The organism is Akkermansiaceae bacterium (assembly GCA_024233115.1).
Classification (GTDB): domain Bacteria; phylum Verrucomicrobiota; class Verrucomicrobiia; order Verrucomicrobiales; family Akkermansiaceae; genus Oceaniferula.
Genome location: JACKQB010000003.1, coordinates 456049 through 473511, shown reverse-complemented (window position 1 = coordinate 473511; position 17463 = coordinate 456049). Strand labels below are relative to the sequence as shown.

General features: G+C 55.6%; 15 protein-coding genes. 1 reads left to right on the top strand and 14 read right to left on the bottom strand.

Translation table 11 applies throughout. The annotated features are described in order from the left end of the window. Positions 1-3: 3 nt before the first annotated feature. The 12 genes from H7A51_09990 to H7A51_09935 form a co-directional block, all read right to left on the bottom strand. Positions 4-3069, bottom strand: a complete 3066-nt coding sequence (locus tag H7A51_09990; GenBank protein MCP5536547.1) for an SUMF1/EgtB/PvdO family nonheme iron enzyme — start codon at positions 3067-3069, stop codon at positions 4-6. Between the two features lie 145 nt (positions 3070-3214). Continuing rightward, complete coding sequence (locus H7A51_09985; protein MCP5536546.1) at positions 3215-3838, bottom strand: DAK2 domain-containing protein; 624 nt, start codon at positions 3836-3838, stop codon at positions 3215-3217. A 73-nt stretch (positions 3839-3911) separates the two neighbouring features. Further along, entirely contained in the window at positions 3912-4910 is a 999-nt protein-coding gene (locus H7A51_09980; GenBank protein ID MCP5536545.1) for a dihydroxyacetone kinase subunit DhaK, read from the bottom strand. A gap of 24 nt (positions 4911-4934) precedes the next feature. Further along, positions 4935-5249: a hypothetical protein gene (locus tag H7A51_09975; GenBank protein ID MCP5536544.1), complete on the bottom strand. Its 315-nt coding sequence runs from the start codon at positions 5247-5249 to the stop codon at positions 4935-4937. A 39-nt stretch (positions 5250-5288) separates the two neighbouring features. Then, a complete protein-coding gene (locus tag H7A51_09970) occupies positions 5289-5990 on the bottom strand; it encodes a hypothetical protein (protein ID MCP5536543.1) in 702 nt (233 codons plus the stop codon). Positions 5991-6165: 175 nt separating this feature from the next. Beyond that, entirely contained in the window at positions 6166-6975 is an 810-nt protein-coding gene (locus H7A51_09965) for an IclR family transcriptional regulator (protein MCP5536542.1), read from the bottom strand. An 83-nt stretch (positions 6976-7058) separates the two neighbouring features. Next, a complete protein-coding gene (locus tag H7A51_09960) occupies positions 7059-7649 on the bottom strand; it encodes a hypothetical protein (protein MCP5536541.1) in 591 nt (196 codons plus the stop codon). An 87-nt stretch (positions 7650-7736) separates the two neighbouring features. Next, complete coding sequence (locus H7A51_09955) at positions 7737-8948, bottom strand: bifunctional 3,4-dihydroxy-2-butanone-4-phosphate synthase/GTP cyclohydrolase II (GenBank protein MCP5536540.1); 1212 nt, start codon at positions 8946-8948, stop codon at positions 7737-7739. A gap of 11 nt (positions 8949-8959) precedes the next feature. Continuing rightward, positions 8960-10264 carry a mechanosensitive ion channel gene (locus H7A51_09950; GenBank protein MCP5536539.1) on the bottom strand — a complete coding sequence of 435 codons (1305 nt, stop codon included), beginning with the start codon at positions 10262-10264 and terminating at the stop codon, positions 8960-8962. A 22-nt stretch (positions 10265-10286) separates the two neighbouring features. Then, positions 10287-11678, bottom strand: coding sequence for an L-serine ammonia-lyase (locus H7A51_09945; GenBank protein MCP5536538.1), 1392 nt, complete (start codon positions 11676-11678; stop codon positions 10287-10289). 71 nt (positions 11679-11749) lie between these two features. Then, positions 11750-12244: a pantetheine-phosphate adenylyltransferase gene (gene coaD, locus H7A51_09940; protein ID MCP5536537.1), complete on the bottom strand. Its 495-nt coding sequence runs from the start codon at positions 12242-12244 to the stop codon at positions 11750-11752. A 42-nt stretch (positions 12245-12286) separates the two neighbouring features. Continuing rightward, positions 12287-14998, bottom strand: a complete 2712-nt coding sequence (locus H7A51_09935) for a tetratricopeptide repeat protein (GenBank protein ID MCP5536536.1) — start codon at positions 14996-14998, stop codon at positions 12287-12289. A 105-nt stretch (positions 14999-15103) separates the two neighbouring features. Between H7A51_09935 and thiL the strand changes: the two genes are divergently transcribed. Beyond that, complete coding sequence (gene thiL / locus H7A51_09930) at positions 15104-16015, top strand: thiamine-phosphate kinase (GenBank protein MCP5536535.1); 912 nt, start codon at positions 15104-15106, stop codon at positions 16013-16015. Between the two features lie 40 nt (positions 16016-16055). Here the strand turns inward: thiL and H7A51_09925 are convergent, their stop codons facing one another. Next, entirely contained in the window at positions 16056-16487 is a 432-nt protein-coding gene (locus H7A51_09925) for a hypothetical protein (protein ID MCP5536534.1), read from the bottom strand. A 9-nt stretch (positions 16488-16496) separates the two neighbouring features. Beyond that, entirely contained in the window at positions 16497-17390 is an 894-nt protein-coding gene (locus H7A51_09920; GenBank protein MCP5536533.1) for a phosphatidylserine decarboxylase, read from the bottom strand. Positions 17391-17463 lie beyond the last annotated feature (73 nt).

Below are 17463 nucleotides of genomic sequence, written 5' to 3'. Positions count from 1 at the left end.
CGTCTACTCCTCGACAATAACGCGGAAACCGACGTTGTAAACCTTTTGCCATGCTGGGAAGCCAAGACGGTAGCCGGCCGCCGCGCGGAAAGGGCGGTCGCGCCATGAGCCGCCACGGATGACCTTTTTGCCCGGAGCGTAATCGGACGCTGTCCACTCGGCGACGTTGCCGTGCATGTCATGGAGACCCCAGATGTTAGGCTGGTAGCTGCCTACTTTCGCGAGGTGCAGCACACCATCATCCACGGTATCGACCTTGGGAATGAAGTCGAGTGATGGTGGTGGGTTTTTGATCGGCTGGGGATTCACCCCCCTGACCGCCATTTTTTTCATGTTCACATCGGAGAGGTTCGCATGGGTGGAGAAATCGGCATCGAGATTGCCATAGTTCAGTGGGTAGGAAGAACCGGCGCGGCATGCCCATTCCCATTGATGTTCCGAGGGCAGGCTGACTTTGCGTTTCACTTTGGCAGAGAGCCAGTTGCAGAAATCCTGGCTACCGTCCCACGAGACGCGGATGACGGGGAAGTCGGGGTCGTTCATGTAGTATCCGCGGTCGACCTGATCCTTGTAGTGCATGTCGTAGACACCGTTTTTATAGTCGGGAACAAACGCACGGTATTGCTTGAGGGAAACCTCGGTGCTGCTCATCCAGTAAGCTTTTGGGATGACCATTTTTTTGCCTTCCTCATTGATGAACTCGCCCTGGGGGATGTAGACGAACTTCATGGTCGTGCCGTTCCCAAGATCGACCTCGATGGGTTTCTTGCCACGTTGCATCCGCTCGGCCTTGGTGGCAGGGATCGGCCAGTGCGGTGATGTTTCCGCCACTGTGTTTTGTTCTTTAACGGGAGCGGGTGGAACGTAGGCGACGCGTTTGGTGTAGGGATTGAGGATTTTTTCAGGGTTGATATCCAGGTCCGCGTAGGCCCTTCTCAGTTCGGCACGGCGCGTGAGGAAGTATTCTGTGTTAGAATCTTTCCCTTTGGGCGCTTCCGTCCAGGTGCCATGAAGCGGCACGTTCATATCGATCCAGGTGATGAGTTTTTCCTGGGAAACGGCATCCAGTTTCACGTTGTAATGTCCTTTGTCCAACAGTTGTACCAGCTCGCTGGTATCGGCGTGGAACTCCAGCGGGGTGAGCAGGTGGTAGTCACCCTCCGGACCATTGCGCCGGACGTATGGGTGTAGCTCGCTGTAGGATTTATTCATGTCCTGGAAATCGGGACGCTTGTCTTTCTTGGCGAGCTCCGTGGTATGGCAACCGACACAATGCTGGTCGAGCACGGGTTGGATTTCGCGATTGAAGCTAAATCCGCGCACCTGGCCCCCGAGCCACGGGGTGAGTTTTTTCGGAGCCATTTGTGATGCCATGGTAGCTTGTCCGACGGGTGACATGCTCTGTGGCTCGTGGCAGCCGACACAGGAGACCACTTCGCCGGGCATGGCGGTGGTCCATGAACGCATCATCTGCAGCGACTTGCCTTCGGCGTCAATCGGGGCAAAGGCGATCGGGGTATTTGCCGGGGCGTTGAAAATAACAGAGCCGTCTTCGTTGACCGGAACGGTGCCTAACACCGTGCGGACATCCCATGGGCCTTCCATGCCGATGGCATAGTGGCCACCTTGTTTGCGTGGTGCGTATTCGTATTTATAGACTTTGATGCCTTTGACGGTGCCCTTGGGGACCCCGGCAAGCCCTGGTCCGGCATAGATGTTCTGGATGTAGAAAGTGGCATCTTTCTCACCGAGACGAACGAGGTCAGGCTTGGAGTGTGGTCGGGTGGTTTTTCGTATCGGGATGGCCTCAACAAGAGAATGATTATTGACAACCTTGATGGGGACAATGTTGTCGAAGGTGTCGACGAGGTAGATTCCGAAGTTGCGTTTGTCCAGGCTCATGGAAACGATGAAATGTTTATCGCTGAGCGGGTAGGGGTGAAGGAAAAGCGGGAATGAGCCGTTGACCAGTTGGTCTTTGATGACGGGCTCCACTTTTTTACCTGCACCAGGGATGCGTTGGATCACGCCATCGGCTTCGTGGCGCCCTTTGTTGTTGTCAAAGAGGATCAGTTCACCGGCGCGGGCGACACCGTGGTGGCCCGTGACGATGGTGATGAACTTGTTGGCACTGCCTGGGACCGGGCGGGCGTAGAACATGGAATTGGGCCAGTAGGAGTTGCTTCCGTAAAATTCCTTCTGGTTGGTACCATCGGGGTTCATGTGCATCAGCACACGGGAGAAGTAGTGGGCTGAGTCCGTGTATTCCCAGCGGAGGTAGAGGATCTTGCCATTGGGCAGTACGGTCGGGCACCAGTTGTTTTCCTGATCGAAGCAAAGGCGGCGGATTTTGTTGGTTTTGGGGTCGAGGATGTGAAGGTTGGCGACACTGTCGCTGCCACCGACGCAGGGCACGCCCTGGAAGCCGGCGGTCGATGTGAAAAGGATACGCTCATCGGGAAGGTAACAGGCGTCCATGTGGTCGACGTCATGGATTTCAGGTGTCACCAGGCGTGGGGTCTTGGTTTTGAGATCCATCTCGAAGATTCCCCATGCTCCGCTTTGGCTAATCGAGGAATACATGATTTTACCAGCATCGTAGTGGACTTCGAGATCGCCGACAAAGGCCTTGTCGGTTGGCTGGAATACCGTTTCGATCGATCCGTCTGCCAATGACAGGGTTGCAATCCTGTTAGTGTGGCCTTTTTTAGGTATGCTGGAGTTGCACTGCCAGTTGGCAGGAAGCCACTTGGAGCTTCCTGAGCGTTCGACGATGATAAGTTTTTCAAAATCGATCGCAGGGTTTGCCATCAGAGCTTCCTTGCGGAGAGCCGCCATCTGTTCCTCGTTTTCGATGCTGGCCAGCTTTTCAAGATAGGCGGGGCCTTTGGGGTAGGCGGCGCCGTGGGTGTCGATCAGATCCTGGATGGCAAGACGCAAGCTCTCCTTGGTCCCGAAGCTAAGCTCTTGCCCGCCCTTGTCCCTGTTTTTTTTGGCAGAGAGCGTGGCGGGAAAGAGAGCGAGGGTAAAAACGCTGATAGCCACGGCAGCCGCGATGGTTGTTTTCATGGTGAATGTTGAATGGAAAAAAGAGAAAAAAGAGAAAAAAGCACAAAAAGAGATTGAAAGGAGCGGAGACTCCACAAGAGATTACGCGGTTTCCCCATGCGGGTAGTTGCGTAAGTTGCTCTAAACTACGCCTATTTTGAGGCGTTTATTGGGAGATGCATTGCGAGAATACACGGAAAATAGTTGCCATCGAGGTGGCACCTGCATCGAGGTGACCGATGACGCGGTCGCCGAGATTGCGGGCGCGGCCGAACTTGGCGACCATGTCCCTGGTGTCGGCCGCTCCTTGCGCGGCTGCGGCTGCGGCTTTTTCAAACATGACGGGCATGCCTTCGGAGCTGTATTCCTCCAGGGCGGAGACGGCGGGTATGAGAGCATCCATCATGGTTTTGTCGCCGATACCGGCCTTGGTTTGTTGTCTGACATTGGCGAGGCCAGAGGTGAACATCCTGGCGACCTCGGCGGGATTAAGCTCCTCCTTTTCAACCCCGTCACTCATACCGAGCAAGAGGGCTCCGATCAGGGTGCTGGTCGATCCGCAGGATTCCATCATAGCGGCAAAACCCATGTCGTTGAGAGCCTGCTTGAGTTGTTCACCTTGCTGGACGCTGTTGTTGATTGCGGTCAAGGCCTGGCAAATGGCTGTGCCGTGGTCACCGTCACCCGTGGCGGCGTCGAGGCTTGAGAGTTCATCTTTTTGCTCCCTTACTGCCTCAAGGGCGGCAGAGAACATGGCTTTGAGGGTATCGATGGCAAAGGGTTCGGTCATGGTTGTAAAATGGAGGAATGGAGGAATGGGAGGCGGCCTGGAGTGGTGCCAGGCCGCCTTTGCTTAGGTTGGATTATTGAACGGTCCAGTAGGGAGCGTTGGCTGGGGCGGCGAGGTAACCGACATGATCAGGATCGAGCTTGCACAGGATCATCTGGAAGCCTCCCATTTCCTGGACGGTCAGCAGGTTGTCGATCAACCCGGGCACAATCTTGATACCCCGGGCATCAAGGATCTGATAGGCTTTGCGGTAGACGATATTCATTTCCATCAGCGTGGATGAGCCCACACCGTTGATGATGAGTTGCACCGTGTCACCTGAAGTCGCTCCTGTGGCTTCGATCAGCGGGGTGATCATACGCTCGGCGGTTTCGTCAGCGGTGAGGATTTTGGAGATGCCTCCACCCGCTTCACCGTGTTGGCCCATACCGATTTCCATTTCATCATCGGCGAGATTGGAAATGGCCTGTCCGGTCTGGGGGTGGGTGCAGTTGGTTACCGCGACCGCGAGCGTGGCCATCTGGCCGTTAAAGCGCTCGGCGATTTCATAGACTTCATCGAGGGATTTCCCCCCGTCAGCTGCGGCACCCGCCACCTTGTAAAGGGGGATACAGCCTGCGAGTCCACGTTTGTCCTCGATGGGGGTGTCAATACCGGCGCTGATGTCCTCGTGGGTCAGCAGCATTTTTACCTTGATGCCTGCACGCTCAGCAAGCTGCATCGCCATGTTGGCGCTCATCACATCGCCGGCGTGGTTGAGAACCACGAGCAGGATGCCCGCATCGCGTTTGAACATTTGCAAGGCTTCGAACACCTTCGGTGCCCCTGGAGCAGCAAAGATGTCACCTACAACACTGGCGTCCAGCATGCCGTCGCCGACAAAGCCGGATACGGCGGGTTCGTGGCCGGCCCCGCCCATGCTGATGACCGCGACCTGGTCTTCAGGCTTGGGATTGGCCCGGACAACGATCTTTTCCTTTTCGAGTTTTACCTTGTTAGGGTATGCGAGGCAGTAGCCCTCGAGCAGTTCGGGGGTGAGATCCTCGGGTTGGTTGATTAGTTTTTTCATCATGGTAGTATTCTCCTTCTTGTTGGGTTAGACTTGTTGCATGAATTCGACGGGGGCACCGTCGTCGAGGATGAAGCCTACCATGAGTCCCTCCATGGGAGAGAATGGTTCGATGAGTGTTTCTCCGGTTGCCATGGCCGCATTGAGGTCATCCACCATGTAGGCGACGTGGGCGGTGGTTTTGAGGACTTCCGGCATGGGCGAGCCTTCTTCGAAGCGGAGCCATTCGAGCTTGTTGGCGCTTTCATTGAAGTCGGTGACATAGAGCTTGGCTTCTCCGAGGTAGATTTCACCTTCGCGGACGACGGTGGTTGGGATTCCGATGTGGCTGAATTCTTTCATGGTTCGATGTGGTTTGAGTTAGTGGTTAGGGGTTATGGATTAGAACTTGACGTTGGGATTGGAGAAACGGAGCGCTTCGTTATCGTGGAAGGTAGCAAACTCAGTCACGATCGCGCCCTCCGGACCCGCCAGCATGAAGTGCTTGGCTTCCGCTTTATTGAGGGTGTCCAGGTGTCCCTCGGGCACCAGAATGGCGGAGTTACAGGTCATGGATTCTTGTTGGCTCTTGGGAACAACAGCACCGGCGAAGCCCTTGGCTTCAGCCTGCACGCTAAAGGAATAAATCGAGCCGTGGCGGACAAGCCAGGATTCGCGTTTGGCTGGGCAGCTTTTGCAGTTTACGTGGGCGTGCTCGACAATCATTTGTCCGGGAAGCAGGAAGATTTCATGCCCCATGTAGCCGCCGCCCTTGTGGTTTTCGTTGATCCAGAATACGCCGCCCATGCCGGCTCCGGTAAAGTCGCCAAGGCCGAAATCAATGGCCCAGAGTTGCTCGCCCTTGAAGCTTTCCAGGATAGGGTAGCCAAAGCGTTTCATCAGCTCGAAGTAGGCTTGTTTGCCCTTGGCTCCGTCAAATACGCCATTGTTGTAGAAGTCTTTGTTGGTATACATGGTTGGTTTTTTTTCTTTGTTAGGGTTGGTAAGAGTCGGTGCTCCTTGAAGAAGCGATGTGCCGCAGGCGGCAAGTGCGCCTGCTACAAAAGTCCTTCTACTGAAGGTAAGGTCGGATGTTTTTTTCATAGTCGTGATCTCCTCAAGCTGGATCGTTATCGATCAACTTCCAAATACCGCAAACCGGCCCGCTTGTGAAGGATAAATCTATATAAAAAACGATGGTTAATATATAGAACTTAAAAACAGGGAAGGTTCACCCCCGGGAGTTCGGACGGAATGGGCATGCAGCCAGGTGGTGAACCTACGCTTGTCCAGGTTCGGCTTTGAGTGCCCGGTATCCCATGCGCCGGGAAATTATATCGGCATGCTTGCGTATCGTTTCCCCAAATTCGTCAAAGCGTTTTGCGGGGAGTCGATCCGACGGGCCGGTGGTCCAGATCGCCGCGACCGGGTAGCCGAACTGGTCAAAAACCGGGGCGGCCACACAGTGGGCGCCGTGGATTTGCTCGGCGCGGTCGAGGGCGTAACCACAGTGGGTGACCTCTTCAAGTTCCCTGGCAAAGGCGCGCCGACTGGTGATCGTGTTTTCGTTGTAGCGTTTGAAATGAGCAGCCTTGATGATGGGGGCGCGTTCGCTCTCGGGGAGGTAGGCGAGGATGGCCTTGCAGGGAGCCGCGCAGTGAATCGGCATGCGTGCACCGGTGTCGATGGTGAATTTAAACGGGTGGGAGCCGAGGATTTGCTCGATGACCACACCTTCGTTTTCGACCAGGGTACCGATAAAAACAGACTCCTTGATGACATCGCGACAGGTGCGCATGACATCCATGGAGAGTTCGATAAAGCGGGTATCACCAAAGCTGCGGCAGCCCATCAGCAGGAGTTTTTTGCTCAAGCGGAACCGTTTGGTATCATCACGCACCAGGAAGTGGTGGTTCAGCAAGGTCATGGTGATACGGAAGACGCTGTTTTTGGAATAACCCAGATCCTCGGTGAGTTCAGCGGCGGACCTTCCCTGCGGGTAATCGAGAAGATGCTCCATGATAACGAGTGCGCGCTCCAGATTGGGGACTTTGTAGCGACTGTCTTTGAATGTCTCGTTGTCTGCCATCTTGTTAACCGCCCGTTGTGGATCTTATTGGAGGGCATTGGGAAGCTAACTTGCCCGTTTCGAGCTGTCAATGCCCGGCACTTCTAGCCGCCGTGGATGGTCGCGTTGTTGATGGTATCGATCTCACCGTTTTTGAACGCAACGGTCTTAGCTGTTTTGCCGTCGCCGATGGGGATGGTGACGCTCCATGCGTGGTAGGCTTTGTCTTTCTGTCGATGCTCACTGCACACGTAGTAATTGAGGTAGAGTCTGCCGTTATCGAGAGGTTTGAACTTGAGCGCGGCGAGCGCGGCGGTGGCTTTCTCGACCAATCCCTCGACCAGGACTTCGTTGGGCGCGGGTAGCTTGTTGAAGTCGATATCGTCGAAAATGCGTATGCTTCCTTTGTCGCGGGCGTAGTAGCGCACCTTGCCTGACTTGTCGACGGTGACGCTGTGAAGACTGGCGCCACCGTCGTAAAATTGGAAACGCCATCGTTTATTGTCACCGTTATAGTTGGCGGTGAGTGAATAGAGTTTCATCTTGCCGCCGCCGGCGGCGATCGATTCCTGTTTCATGGCAACGCCCAGGGCGTCATTGGCGTTGGTGACACCGGCCAGTGAGGCGGTTGTGAGGGTGGCGGCGACTAAAAAGGCAGCTGCATATCCGCGTATCATGTGGGTGATCGTTGTCATGGCATGGTCCATCCTAGTTGATTGGAAAGCATGAGGACAAGCGGGAAAGAACTTACCGTTTCAGCGATCCTACCTTTGCCATGATGATCAAAGGGTATGTCCCATACGGTCTTTTTTTGTTTGCAGATATCTTTCGTTGTGGGGGTTGGCCGGCAAACTGAGGGGGATTTGCTCAGCGATCTCGAGGTTGTAGCCTTCGAGCCCCACTACTTTTTTAGGGTTGTTGGTGAGTAATCTGATTTTTCTCACCCCGAGATCGTAGAGGATCTGGGCACCCATTCCGTAGTCGCGCAAGTCGGAGGCGTATCCGAGTTTTTCATTGGCCTCGATGGTATCGAGCCCCTGCTCCTGTAGCTTATAGGCATGGATTTTTGCAGGCAGGCCAATGCCGCGCCCTTCCTGGCGGAGGTAGAGGAGCACACCACCCTCAGCGGCGATTTGTTTCATGGCGGCATCAAGCTGGCCACCACAGTCGCAGCGTTGGGAATGGAACACATCACCGGTCAGGCACTCGGAGTGGACACGGACGAGAGTGGGTTGATCAGGTGAAATCTTCCCGTGTGTAAACGCCAGGTGGTGGGCACCTGTGGACTGGTTGGCATTCTCGACGTAGTAGAGATGGCAGTCGAATTCCCCATAATCGGTTGGCATGGCGATGGTTTCGCCCCGCCGGACGAGTTTTTCGGACCGTCTGCGATATTCGATGAGTGCAGCGATGCTACACGCCTTGAGTTGGTGTTGTTGCTGGTATTCCCCCAGGGTTCCGGAGCGCGCCATGGTGCCGTCCTCGTTCATGATCTCACAGATTACGCCAGCCTTGGGGAGACCCGCGAGGTGGGCGAGGTCGGTGGCTGCTTCCGTGTGGCCGGCACGGCGCAAGACCCCGCCAGGGACCGCCTGAAGGGGGAAGATGTGGCCTGGTTGCACCAAGGCGTCGGATCCGGTGTCCGACGATGCCAGTAACTGGATGGTCCGGGCGCGGTCAGCGGCTGAGATCCCCGTGGTAATGCCGTCGGCGGCATCGACGGAAACGGTGAAAGCGGTTTGCATCGATTCCGTATTGCGGGGGGTCATCGGCGGCAGGTCCAATTCCTTGGCACGTGCCGCGGTAATAGGGGCACAGATCAGGCCCCGGCCATGATTCGCCATAAACGCGATCATTTCGGGCGTGGCCATGGAGGCTGCCGCAACGAGATCCGCCTCGTTTTCACGGCTGGGGTCATCAACGACAATAACCATTTTGCCAGCGGCGACATCGGCGATGATTTCGTCGATCGGATAAAGGGTAAGAGCGGACATTTGTTCGGGAGTCAGGGGGCGGGTGTCGGGGGGAGATTGCTCGATTTGATATGGAGGTCGCGTTGTGGGAAGGGGATTTCGATGCCGTTGTCGCGGAAAGCGCGCCAGACAGCAAGCAGAACTTCCGAGCGAACGTTGCTTACCCCTTGGGGGGCGTCATCGATCCAAAAGCGAACTTGCAGGTCGATGGACGAGTCACCAAAGCCAATGAGCAGACAGGATGGCGCCGGGTCCTTGAGGACGCGTGGTATCTCACTGGCTGCTTCTGCACAGATACGGATGGCCTCGACGACGTCGGTGTCGTAGGAGACCCCGACATCGGCCCTTACCCTGACCACCCGGTCGGTAAACGACCAGTTCACGACCTTGTGGGTGACGAAGTCCTCGTTGGGAATGAGGATTTCCTTCCGGTCCCGGGTAATGACCGAGATGTAGCGGGTGCGTATTGAGTTGATCCAGCCGAAGGTGCCTTCTATTTCGATCACGTCACCCGGTTTGATCGATTTATCCAGCAGGATGATCACACCCGAGACGAGGTTTGAAATGACTTTTTGTAAACCGAAACCAATACCCAAACCGAGAGCACCAGAAAAGATGGCGAGTCCGCCGAGCGGGACTCCGCCGATTTTCAAGGCACCGACAATTGCCGCAATGTAGATGAAAAACCGGGTGGCCTTACCCACAAGGACTTTGATGGACGGCGGTATGTCCGAGCGAGGCTTGATGATGGCATCGATAAAGCGGGTGGACAGGCCAGCCAGCCACAGTAGCAGAAACAAGGCGGCAATGGCGGAAACGATGGCCCAGAGATTGATTTCGATGCTACCCAGAGGCAGGCTGATACTTTGCAAGGCCTCACTGAGTGGTACGAGCCAGCCGAAGAGATGGAGGGCAAAAATAACGAGCATCCCCCCACTCAGAATCTTCGGTGCGGACCGCCCTTTGGAGACGGCGGTGGCAATCTGGTATACGACAAACGCGGTGACCAGGAGGGTTGTGGTATAGATATAACCGCAGGGGATGGCGGTATGACCATCTTCGACCAGCTTGATCGACATGTTACTGCGTGCTGCCCATGTGATCCAGAGCAGGAGGCAGAAGATACTGGGCACCCCGCTGATTTTCTTCCCTGGATCGAAGAACCGCTTAAGCACCATCTGGCTGTGAGAGCCTTCGGAAAAGAGGGTTTTACGAAGTAATACCGCCACGGCAATGGCTCCGAGAAGACACAATCCAATGGCAGCCCACTGCCAGTAGTCCTGACGGTCGTCAAAAAGATTGAGCAGGGTTTGCTGGATGGCGGTGAAATTGATCATACGTTCGGAGTCGCTGGCACTCTTAGCACTCCACGACGTTTACCGCAAGGCCGCCGCGAGAGGTTTCTTTGTATTTCTCCTGCATGTCCTTACCGGTTTCCTTCATGGTGTAGATGACCTTATCCAGTGATACGAAGTGGGTGCCGTCGCCTGACATCGTGATCCGGGCAGCATTGATGGCCTTGACGGCTGCCATCGCATTACGCTCGATACATGGGATCTGGACAAGCCCGCCAATAGGGTCACAGGTAAGGCCGAGGTTGTGTTCCATACCGATTTCCGCAGCGTTCTCGACCTGGTGGTGTGTACCACCGAGGTATTCGACGAGCGCGCCGGCGGCCATCGAACAGGCGACTCCCACCTCACCTTGACAACCGACATCGGCGCCAGAGATGGAGGCGTTGCGTTTGTAGAGCATTCCTATGGCGGCGGCGGTCAGGAGAAAACGGTGCACGGCGTCCCGTTTGTCATCCTTGGTCTGATAGGGGCTGTGTTTGAAGCGGGTGGCATAATGCAGCACCGCCGGAAGTATGCCTGCCGCACCATTCGTAGGGGCTGTGACAACACGGCCACCGGCGGCATTTTCCTCATTGACGGCCAGGGCGTAGAGATTGACCCAGTCGAGTATGGTCAGGGGGTCTGCCAGTGCGGCTTCGGGGTGTTCGGAGAGGCGTTGGTAAATCGACGATGCGCGCCGCTTCACTTGCAGACCACCGGGTAAGAGGCCCTTGTTCCGGCAACCATTCCTAACACATTCCTGCATAGCTTCCCAGATGCGGTCCAGTGCGCAGCGGGTTTGCTCTTCGGGCCGGATCAGGTTTTCATTGGCGATGATGATATCGGGTATGCACAGGCCACGGTCGTCACAAAGCGCGGTCAGTTCGTCCGCGGATTTGAAGCTGTATACGGGTGTGATTTCCGCGCCAAACCGAGGGTTCTTCATTTCAGACTCAGTGGCAATGAAGCCGCCGCCCAGAGAATAATAGATTTCCTCGGCGAGGATATGGCCATCGACATCGGCGGCGATGAAGTGCATGCCGTTAGGGTGCAGGGGAAGGGGGTCCAGACGATGGAAGGTGAGGTGGTGGTTTGCGTCGAACGCAACGCAGTGATCCTTTGTCCACTGAAGCGACCGGGTTGCTCTGACGGTGTCGATGCGTTGTGGAATCTCCGGAACCTGGATGGTTTCGGGTTCCTGACCCAAGAAACCAAGCATGATGGCGGTATCAGTACCGTGCCCTTTTCCGGTGGCGGCCAGGGAGCCGTAGAGGTCGCAGCGAAGCGAGTGGACGGATGCGGCTTGGTCGGTACTGGCGAGTTGCCGGGTGAAATCAAAAGCAGCACGCATAGGCCCCACGGTGTGAGAGCTGGACGGTCCAATTCCAATGGTAAATAAATCAAGTACGGAGATCATGGTATGCTAACAAGTGGCGCAATTCAACAAGTGGCGCGAGTGACAATCCGTGCAGAGTGCCTCGTACACGATCATTGATCGTGATCCATTTCCTGGAGTGCGGTGAACACGGCAGGGGGGACGTAGCGGCGGACCGAGTCCTCCCATCCCTCGGGGCCGATGAGGCTCTTCACCATGCTTGATGAGAGCTCGGCGATATCCCGGGGGGGCATCAGGAATGTCGTGGTTATACTCGGAGCCATGTCTCCATTGATGTGGCGCATGACGCGTTCATACTCGTAGTCGTTTGATGAACGGATACCACGCAGGATATACTGGGCATCGACACTGCGGGCGTAGTTCACCAAATAGCGGTTTTTAAATTCGGCGATGGTAAGCCGTTCGCAGGACGGGATGGAATCACGCAAAAGGGAGAGGCGGTCCTTTACATTGAAGGTGTAGGACTTGGATGGATTGCTACCAATGGCGACGTAGAGGCGGTCGAACATCTCCAAGCCTTTTTCAATCATCCAAAGGTGGCCATTGGTGAGGGGGTCAAATGACCCTGCATAAACTGCTGTGCGCATGGGGTGGTTGGTTGGTTGGCTGGTTGGTTGATTGGGGGGAATCTATTCAGAGGCGGGAGCGGCTTTGTCTTTGTTGCCGGTGATGGGGTCGGGCTCGATGGGCTCTGGATCGACGTCTTCCCAAATCATGTGTTTTTTTGCCAGGCTATTGGCTCGTTTGGCTGCCTCTTCCGCACGGGGGCCATTGAATGAAGCAATGCGGCGTGCGAGTTTGACGGCGGCCTCCCAGCGTTTGTCTGATTCCAACATAGCGAGGGCTTTGAATCCACATCGATAGAACCAGAGCCATTCCTCCTTGTTGGCCTTGCCGGCGGTGGGGATGTTGCCCCGTATGACGACATCGTAATAGGAGCCAAAGGCATCACTGACCTTGGACATGCTTTCGTAGGTTTGCCCGCGGAGAAAATGGAGTCGGTTTTCCCAGGCCAGAGGCAAATTTTCGGCGGCAAGCAGCTCATTGTAGATTTTGATAGCCTCTTCGTATTTCGCGGAGTCGGCTGCACCTTGCCGGTGTAGGCAATCAGCCATCAACACCCCGGCGGCACGGCAGAGCGGAGCGGGTGTTTTTTTCGGGTCGAGTAATGGTTTGAGGCTTGTTTCCGCCTCCGTATACCGACGGAGATCAATGAGCACCCGGCTTTGCTGAATCCGTGACTCGGCGGACAGCTCATGGTTGCTGTCGATGATTTTCTGGAACATCGTGATACACTCTTCCCGTGCCTGGGCCGTGCCGCCAAGCCGCGCGGACATGGCGGCAAAAAAACTGGCATAGGGCGAGAACGGACTGTCCGGGTACTTGGTTGTGATGTCGTTAAAGATCAGGCGTGCCTTGTTGTAGTCCTCGTTATGGTAGTAGGCTTCACCCCGCCTGAGTTGTAAGGACGGGATGTTGGGGTCGTCCTTGAAAGTGGTGATGAATCTTTCAGCGGCAGCGGCAGCGGCAGTCCAGTTGAGGCTCAGCTCCTCCGCTCTGATCAGGATGCGTGTGATGGTAAGCTGGGATGCTGCATCGCTTAGGCGGGGCGAGATGATTTCGAGCTGGGCCGTCGCAAGCATGACATCAGGTGGGGAAATATTCACTGAGGCGGCGGCGAGTGCCAAACGGGCTTCGTTTTCGCGTGGATGATTCGGGTGTGTCACAATGAATGACTCCAGTTCACTGCGCCCCGTGGCATCCTCCTGACTGCATTTCCATAAGGCCCGTTCGAGTAGGAGCGCGGTGCGGACGTTGGCTTGCGCAGATGATTGCAGGATTTTTTCAAAGGCAATCAGGTTGGTTGCTTTGAGTGCCACGATGCCGGCATTGACCTTGGCGGCATGGGCAATGTCCTCGGAAGTGGATTCCCGGGCGTAGTTGAATGCCTCGAGGGCGATGTCCAGTTTGCCTTCCCGGGCGAGTAACAATCCCCGGATGTAACTGGCCTGGTCTTTGAGGCGTGGCGAGAATGCCACCTTCTCCATCACGGAAAGGGTATAGGTCGCTTGCTCGGGATGGTTTTGTTTGAGGTGGAGATAGGCCGTGTCCAGCAATGAGGCGGAGGCTAGCTTGAAATACAGTTCACTGGGAGGTTTGGGGCTGTCGCTATGCTGGGACCTGAGCCGCCTGAGCAAGGCCATTGCCTGATCATGTTTATCTTGATCCTTGGTGCGGGCTAACAGGAGTGCGCGATGGTAAAGTGCCAGGCTAACCCGGTCAGCATGTTCGTTGGAACTTGGCATGAGTGGGTGAATCGCGGCGTTGCTGTCACCTCCGATATACAGGACATCCTCCGGGAGCGGTGTTTCGCTGCTCCATTGCCGGAGTTTGACCATGCTGGGAGCATCGTCGGCCAGGTTTTCAGGCAGCAGGGCGGAAAGCCGGATAAACGCCTCTTGGATGGCCGAAGATTCCGGGTAGTCGGAAATGAATTGTTCGAGTGTTGCGATGGCAGCTTCACTTTGTTTGTTGGCGACCTGGGCATCAGCCTTGCCGAGAATGCAGGCATGGAAAATACGTTCCGTCAGGTTGTCGGGTGCCGTGATAAGCGACTGGAAACGGTTTGTTGCCTCGGCGGAATTTCCTTCGGCAAGAGTGATGCGCGCCCCCAGGTATTCTTTTAATCTGGCTGTTTCCGCATCCTGACCATCGATTTTTTCGAGCATCTTCTGGGCCGTGTCGTATCTTGACTGGTCGATATGAATCTCGGCAGCGAGTAAGTTGGCCTCGTTGCTGATCTTTGATGCTTTCGACTGGCCAAGTTTGACGAGGATGCCCAGGGCTTCGTTGCTGCGGTCCAGGGCAAGAAGGATGCGTGCGCGGGCAAGGAGAATTTCACCGCTCAGAGGATGTGTTGGCGGGATTTCAGACAGCGACTTGTCGGCGTCCTGATAACGGCCTAACGAGGCCAACGCTTCGGCTTTCCAAATGGGGGCTGAGTTCAAGTCCTTGATGGTTTTTTCTTCGATCAGCTTGAGCGCCTCCTCCGCCTGCTTGAGGTCGCCATGGGGAGAGGCGCTTGAGCGGACCAATGCCTCGATCAGAGCCAGGGTAAGGTAGGGTTTGGAGGCGCTGCTGATTTTTTTGTCTTCCAAAGCTGCCCTGAACTTAGTGACGGCGATATCGTGGAGTTGATCCTCCATGGCCTGGACACCTTCCTGGTAGGCTGGTGCTTTGCCTAGCTCTTTGGCGACACTGCCGGGCAATCCGCTGCCCCTGGGCGCGGCGATGGTTGGCAGCGTCAAGATGAGAATCAGGATGGTAAGTCGGTGGAGCACACACCCATTATGCTGAAAAAAAGGTAGATTTACAGGATTTGTTCGGATAATTTTCATCAGAATTGTTTTGGGTTTCCGGGCGTTTTAGCCTGCAATGGTGTTGGGATGAAACAACTGAATGACATGGGAGAGGACGCCCTGATCGAACGATTGCTGGGTCAGCTGGAAAATGCCGTTGGTGCTGACGATTCGATCGTCGTGGGACCGGGTGACGATTGTGCCGTGGTGGACGTGGGGTTAGCGGATCGATACCAGTTGCTGAAGACGGATTCCCTGGTGGAGGGGGTTCACTACCTGGCTGGAACGGAAGCATCCAGGGTGGGCTGGAAGGCGGTGGCCAGGGTGATCAGCGACTTTGCCGCCATGGGCGGGTGGCCGGGACAATTGTTGGTGACCATTGCCATGCCCGCAGACAAGAAGGTAAAATACGTCGAGGATCTCTACGGTGGTATGCAAAAATGCGCCACCACTTACGGAGCTACGATCTGTGGTGGTGAAACAAGTTCGGTTCCTTTGGGTTCAGCTGCGGTGATTTCAATCGCGGGCACTGGTTGGGTGGGCAAAGGAAAACAGATCACGCGTTGTGGCGGTATGGTGGGCGACCGCATTCTCGTGACCGGCAGGCTGGGGGGCTCGATGAATGGCAAGCATCTCGATTTTCTGCCGCGTCTGGAGGAGTCAGCATGGCTAACGGAAAACTTTCAGATCCGGTCAATGATGGATCTTTCCGACGGTCTTGGTCGCGATCTTCCGAGGTTGGCGAGGGCAAGCGGCTGTGGGTTCCGGGTCGATGCGCAATGCCTGCCACTCAATCCCGGATGTGACCCAGCTCAGGCACTTGGTGATGGTGAGGATTACGAGTTGCTTTTTACAGTTTGCCGCCACGCTGTGGAAAAAGTATGCGCGGAATGGGCCAGGAGATTCCCAGGTCTGCCATTGACAGTTGTAGGCGAGCTGGTTTCCGGAGAAGGTGACACCAGCCTGGGTGAAGTGGGTTGGCAGCATTTCAAACGCTGAGTCATTTCCGGAAATTTGCCGGGTTTGATGGTTCCTTGGGTCAGCTGAAAAGATTGATCAATGTATAGAGCAGGCCAATGACGGCTATGAATCCAACAAGTGCAAAAGGGCCAACAAGTATTTGCATCAGGGTGAAAGATAGAGAGTGACTCAGCGCCTGGGATAGAACAGGTATGCCATTTTCCTTGCGCACGGATGTAGCGAGAAAGGCATCGCAGTAGCCGCAGCCGAATGTAATCAATGCAATGATGGGCAGGGCGAGTATTAACTCAAAGTCATGTCCCAGCTTCACCCATACCAGGCCAACGCTGGCGAGAGTTGCTAACGGCGCTGGACTGATCCAGACAACGAACCTCATCCAGAAGATCGCCCCGTTAGGTTGGGCGCTCGGTAATGGAGCTTGAGGGATTCTAGTCGTTAACGAGAATTCCTCATGGAGCTTTTGATCCTGGCCTTGCTCCGGTGTGTTCATGCTCGTCAATCAGCCAACAATGGATGATCCCATGGTATCGCCCATCCTGGCATAGGTTTCGGTTTGTTGGGCGGAGTTGTCCAGCAGGTCATCGGCCAGTTTGACTTTCCCGGGTTCAAACACGGTGATGGTGGACGAGCCCCCGAACGCGAAGTAGCCTTTTTCGTCGCCTTTATTGACGTGTTGGTCAGGATCATAAGTCTGCAAAATAGAGCCTACACAGGTGGCCCCGATTTCCAGCATGAGCACCGTGCCCATGGTTTCGGTGATGATCCGGGTCACGGTGCGTTTGTTCTGCCACACATAGGCGAGGTTACGGGCCAGTGCGATCGGGGAGACGGAAAACAGAGGCCCGTTGATCAGGCGAGTTGCACCAGCCTTGCCGCTAACAGGGAAGTGGAAACGGTGGTAGTCGACTGGACAGAGTCTGGACAAGACAAGGGTGCCCCCAGCGTATCGGGCCGACAGCCCGGGGTCGTCGATGAGCTGGTGGATGTCAAAACGTTGCCCCTTTACAAAGAAGCCGGGGATGTCATCGATATTGGCAAACCCGAGGTGGCGACCGTCCGCCGGGAAGACCACAGCGGAGTCGGCAATCGGCCGGGCACCAGGTTTGAGCTTGCGGTAGAAGAACTCGTTGAAAGTGGAAAACCGGTCCGGCGCATCGGCAAATTCCGAGGGGTCGAGCGCGTAGTCATCGATGAATGGCCCGACTTTCGACCTGGTCGCCGGATGGTCCATCCGTTTGCCATACCAGCGCGAGAAGGCGGGGCGTTTGACAAAGCTGTGCAGTGCCAGTTTGCCAAGCGGATTGCCGTAGGCCCACTTGAGGAAGGATTCCCCGTAAACCTGCTCGGTTTCCAGCTGGCCGGTGTAGCGATTGTAAAACTGAATGTCTTTCACTGGCGTGAGCCTAGCACAACGTTTCTATCTGGGCACAAAAAAAGCAGGCACAAAAAAGCAGACGGGAATGACC

Excerpts from the sequence above, each read along its gene's own strand:
- H7A51_09975 (MCP5536544.1), bottom strand. The coding sequence starts at position 5,249 with ATGAAAGAATTCAGCCACATCGGAATCCCAACCACCGTCGTCCGCGAA.
- coaD (MCP5536537.1), bottom strand. The coding sequence starts at position 12,244 with ATGCGCACAGCAGTTTATGCAGGGTCATTTGACCCCCTCACCAATGGC.
- H7A51_09970 (MCP5536543.1), bottom strand. The coding sequence starts at position 5,990 with ATGAAAAAAACATCCGACCTTACCTTCAGTAGAAGGACTTTTGTAGCA.
- H7A51_09945 (MCP5536538.1), bottom strand. The coding sequence starts at position 11,678 with ATGATCTCCGTACTTGATTTATTTACCATTGGAATTGGACCGTCCAGC.
- thiL (MCP5536535.1), top strand. The coding sequence starts at position 15,104 with ATGAAACAACTGAATGACATGGGAGAGGACGCCCTGATCGAACGATTG.
- H7A51_09960 (MCP5536541.1), bottom strand. The coding sequence starts at position 7,649 with ATGACAACGATCACCCACATGATACGCGGATATGCAGCTGCCTTTTTA.
- H7A51_09990 (MCP5536547.1), bottom strand. The coding sequence starts at position 3,069 with ATGAAAACAACCATCGCGGCTGCCGTGGCTATCAGCGTTTTTACCCTC.
- H7A51_09980 (MCP5536545.1), bottom strand. The coding sequence starts at position 4,910 with ATGATGAAAAAACTAATCAACCAACCCGAGGATCTCACCCCCGAACTG.
- H7A51_09950 (MCP5536539.1), bottom strand. The coding sequence starts at position 10,264 with ATGATCAATTTCACCGCCATCCAGCAAACCCTGCTCAATCTTTTTGAC.
- H7A51_09925 (MCP5536534.1), bottom strand. The coding sequence starts at position 16,487 with ATGAACACACCGGAGCAAGGCCAGGATCAAAAGCTCCATGAGGAATTC.
- H7A51_09955 (MCP5536540.1), bottom strand. The coding sequence starts at position 8,948 with ATGTCCGCTCTTACCCTTTATCCGATCGACGAAATCATCGCCGATGTC.
- H7A51_09985 (MCP5536546.1), bottom strand. The coding sequence starts at position 3,838 with ATGACCGAACCCTTTGCCATCGATACCCTCAAAGCCATGTTCTCTGCC.
- H7A51_09965 (MCP5536542.1), bottom strand. The coding sequence starts at position 6,975 with ATGGCAGACAACGAGACATTCAAAGACAGTCGCTACAAAGTCCCCAAT.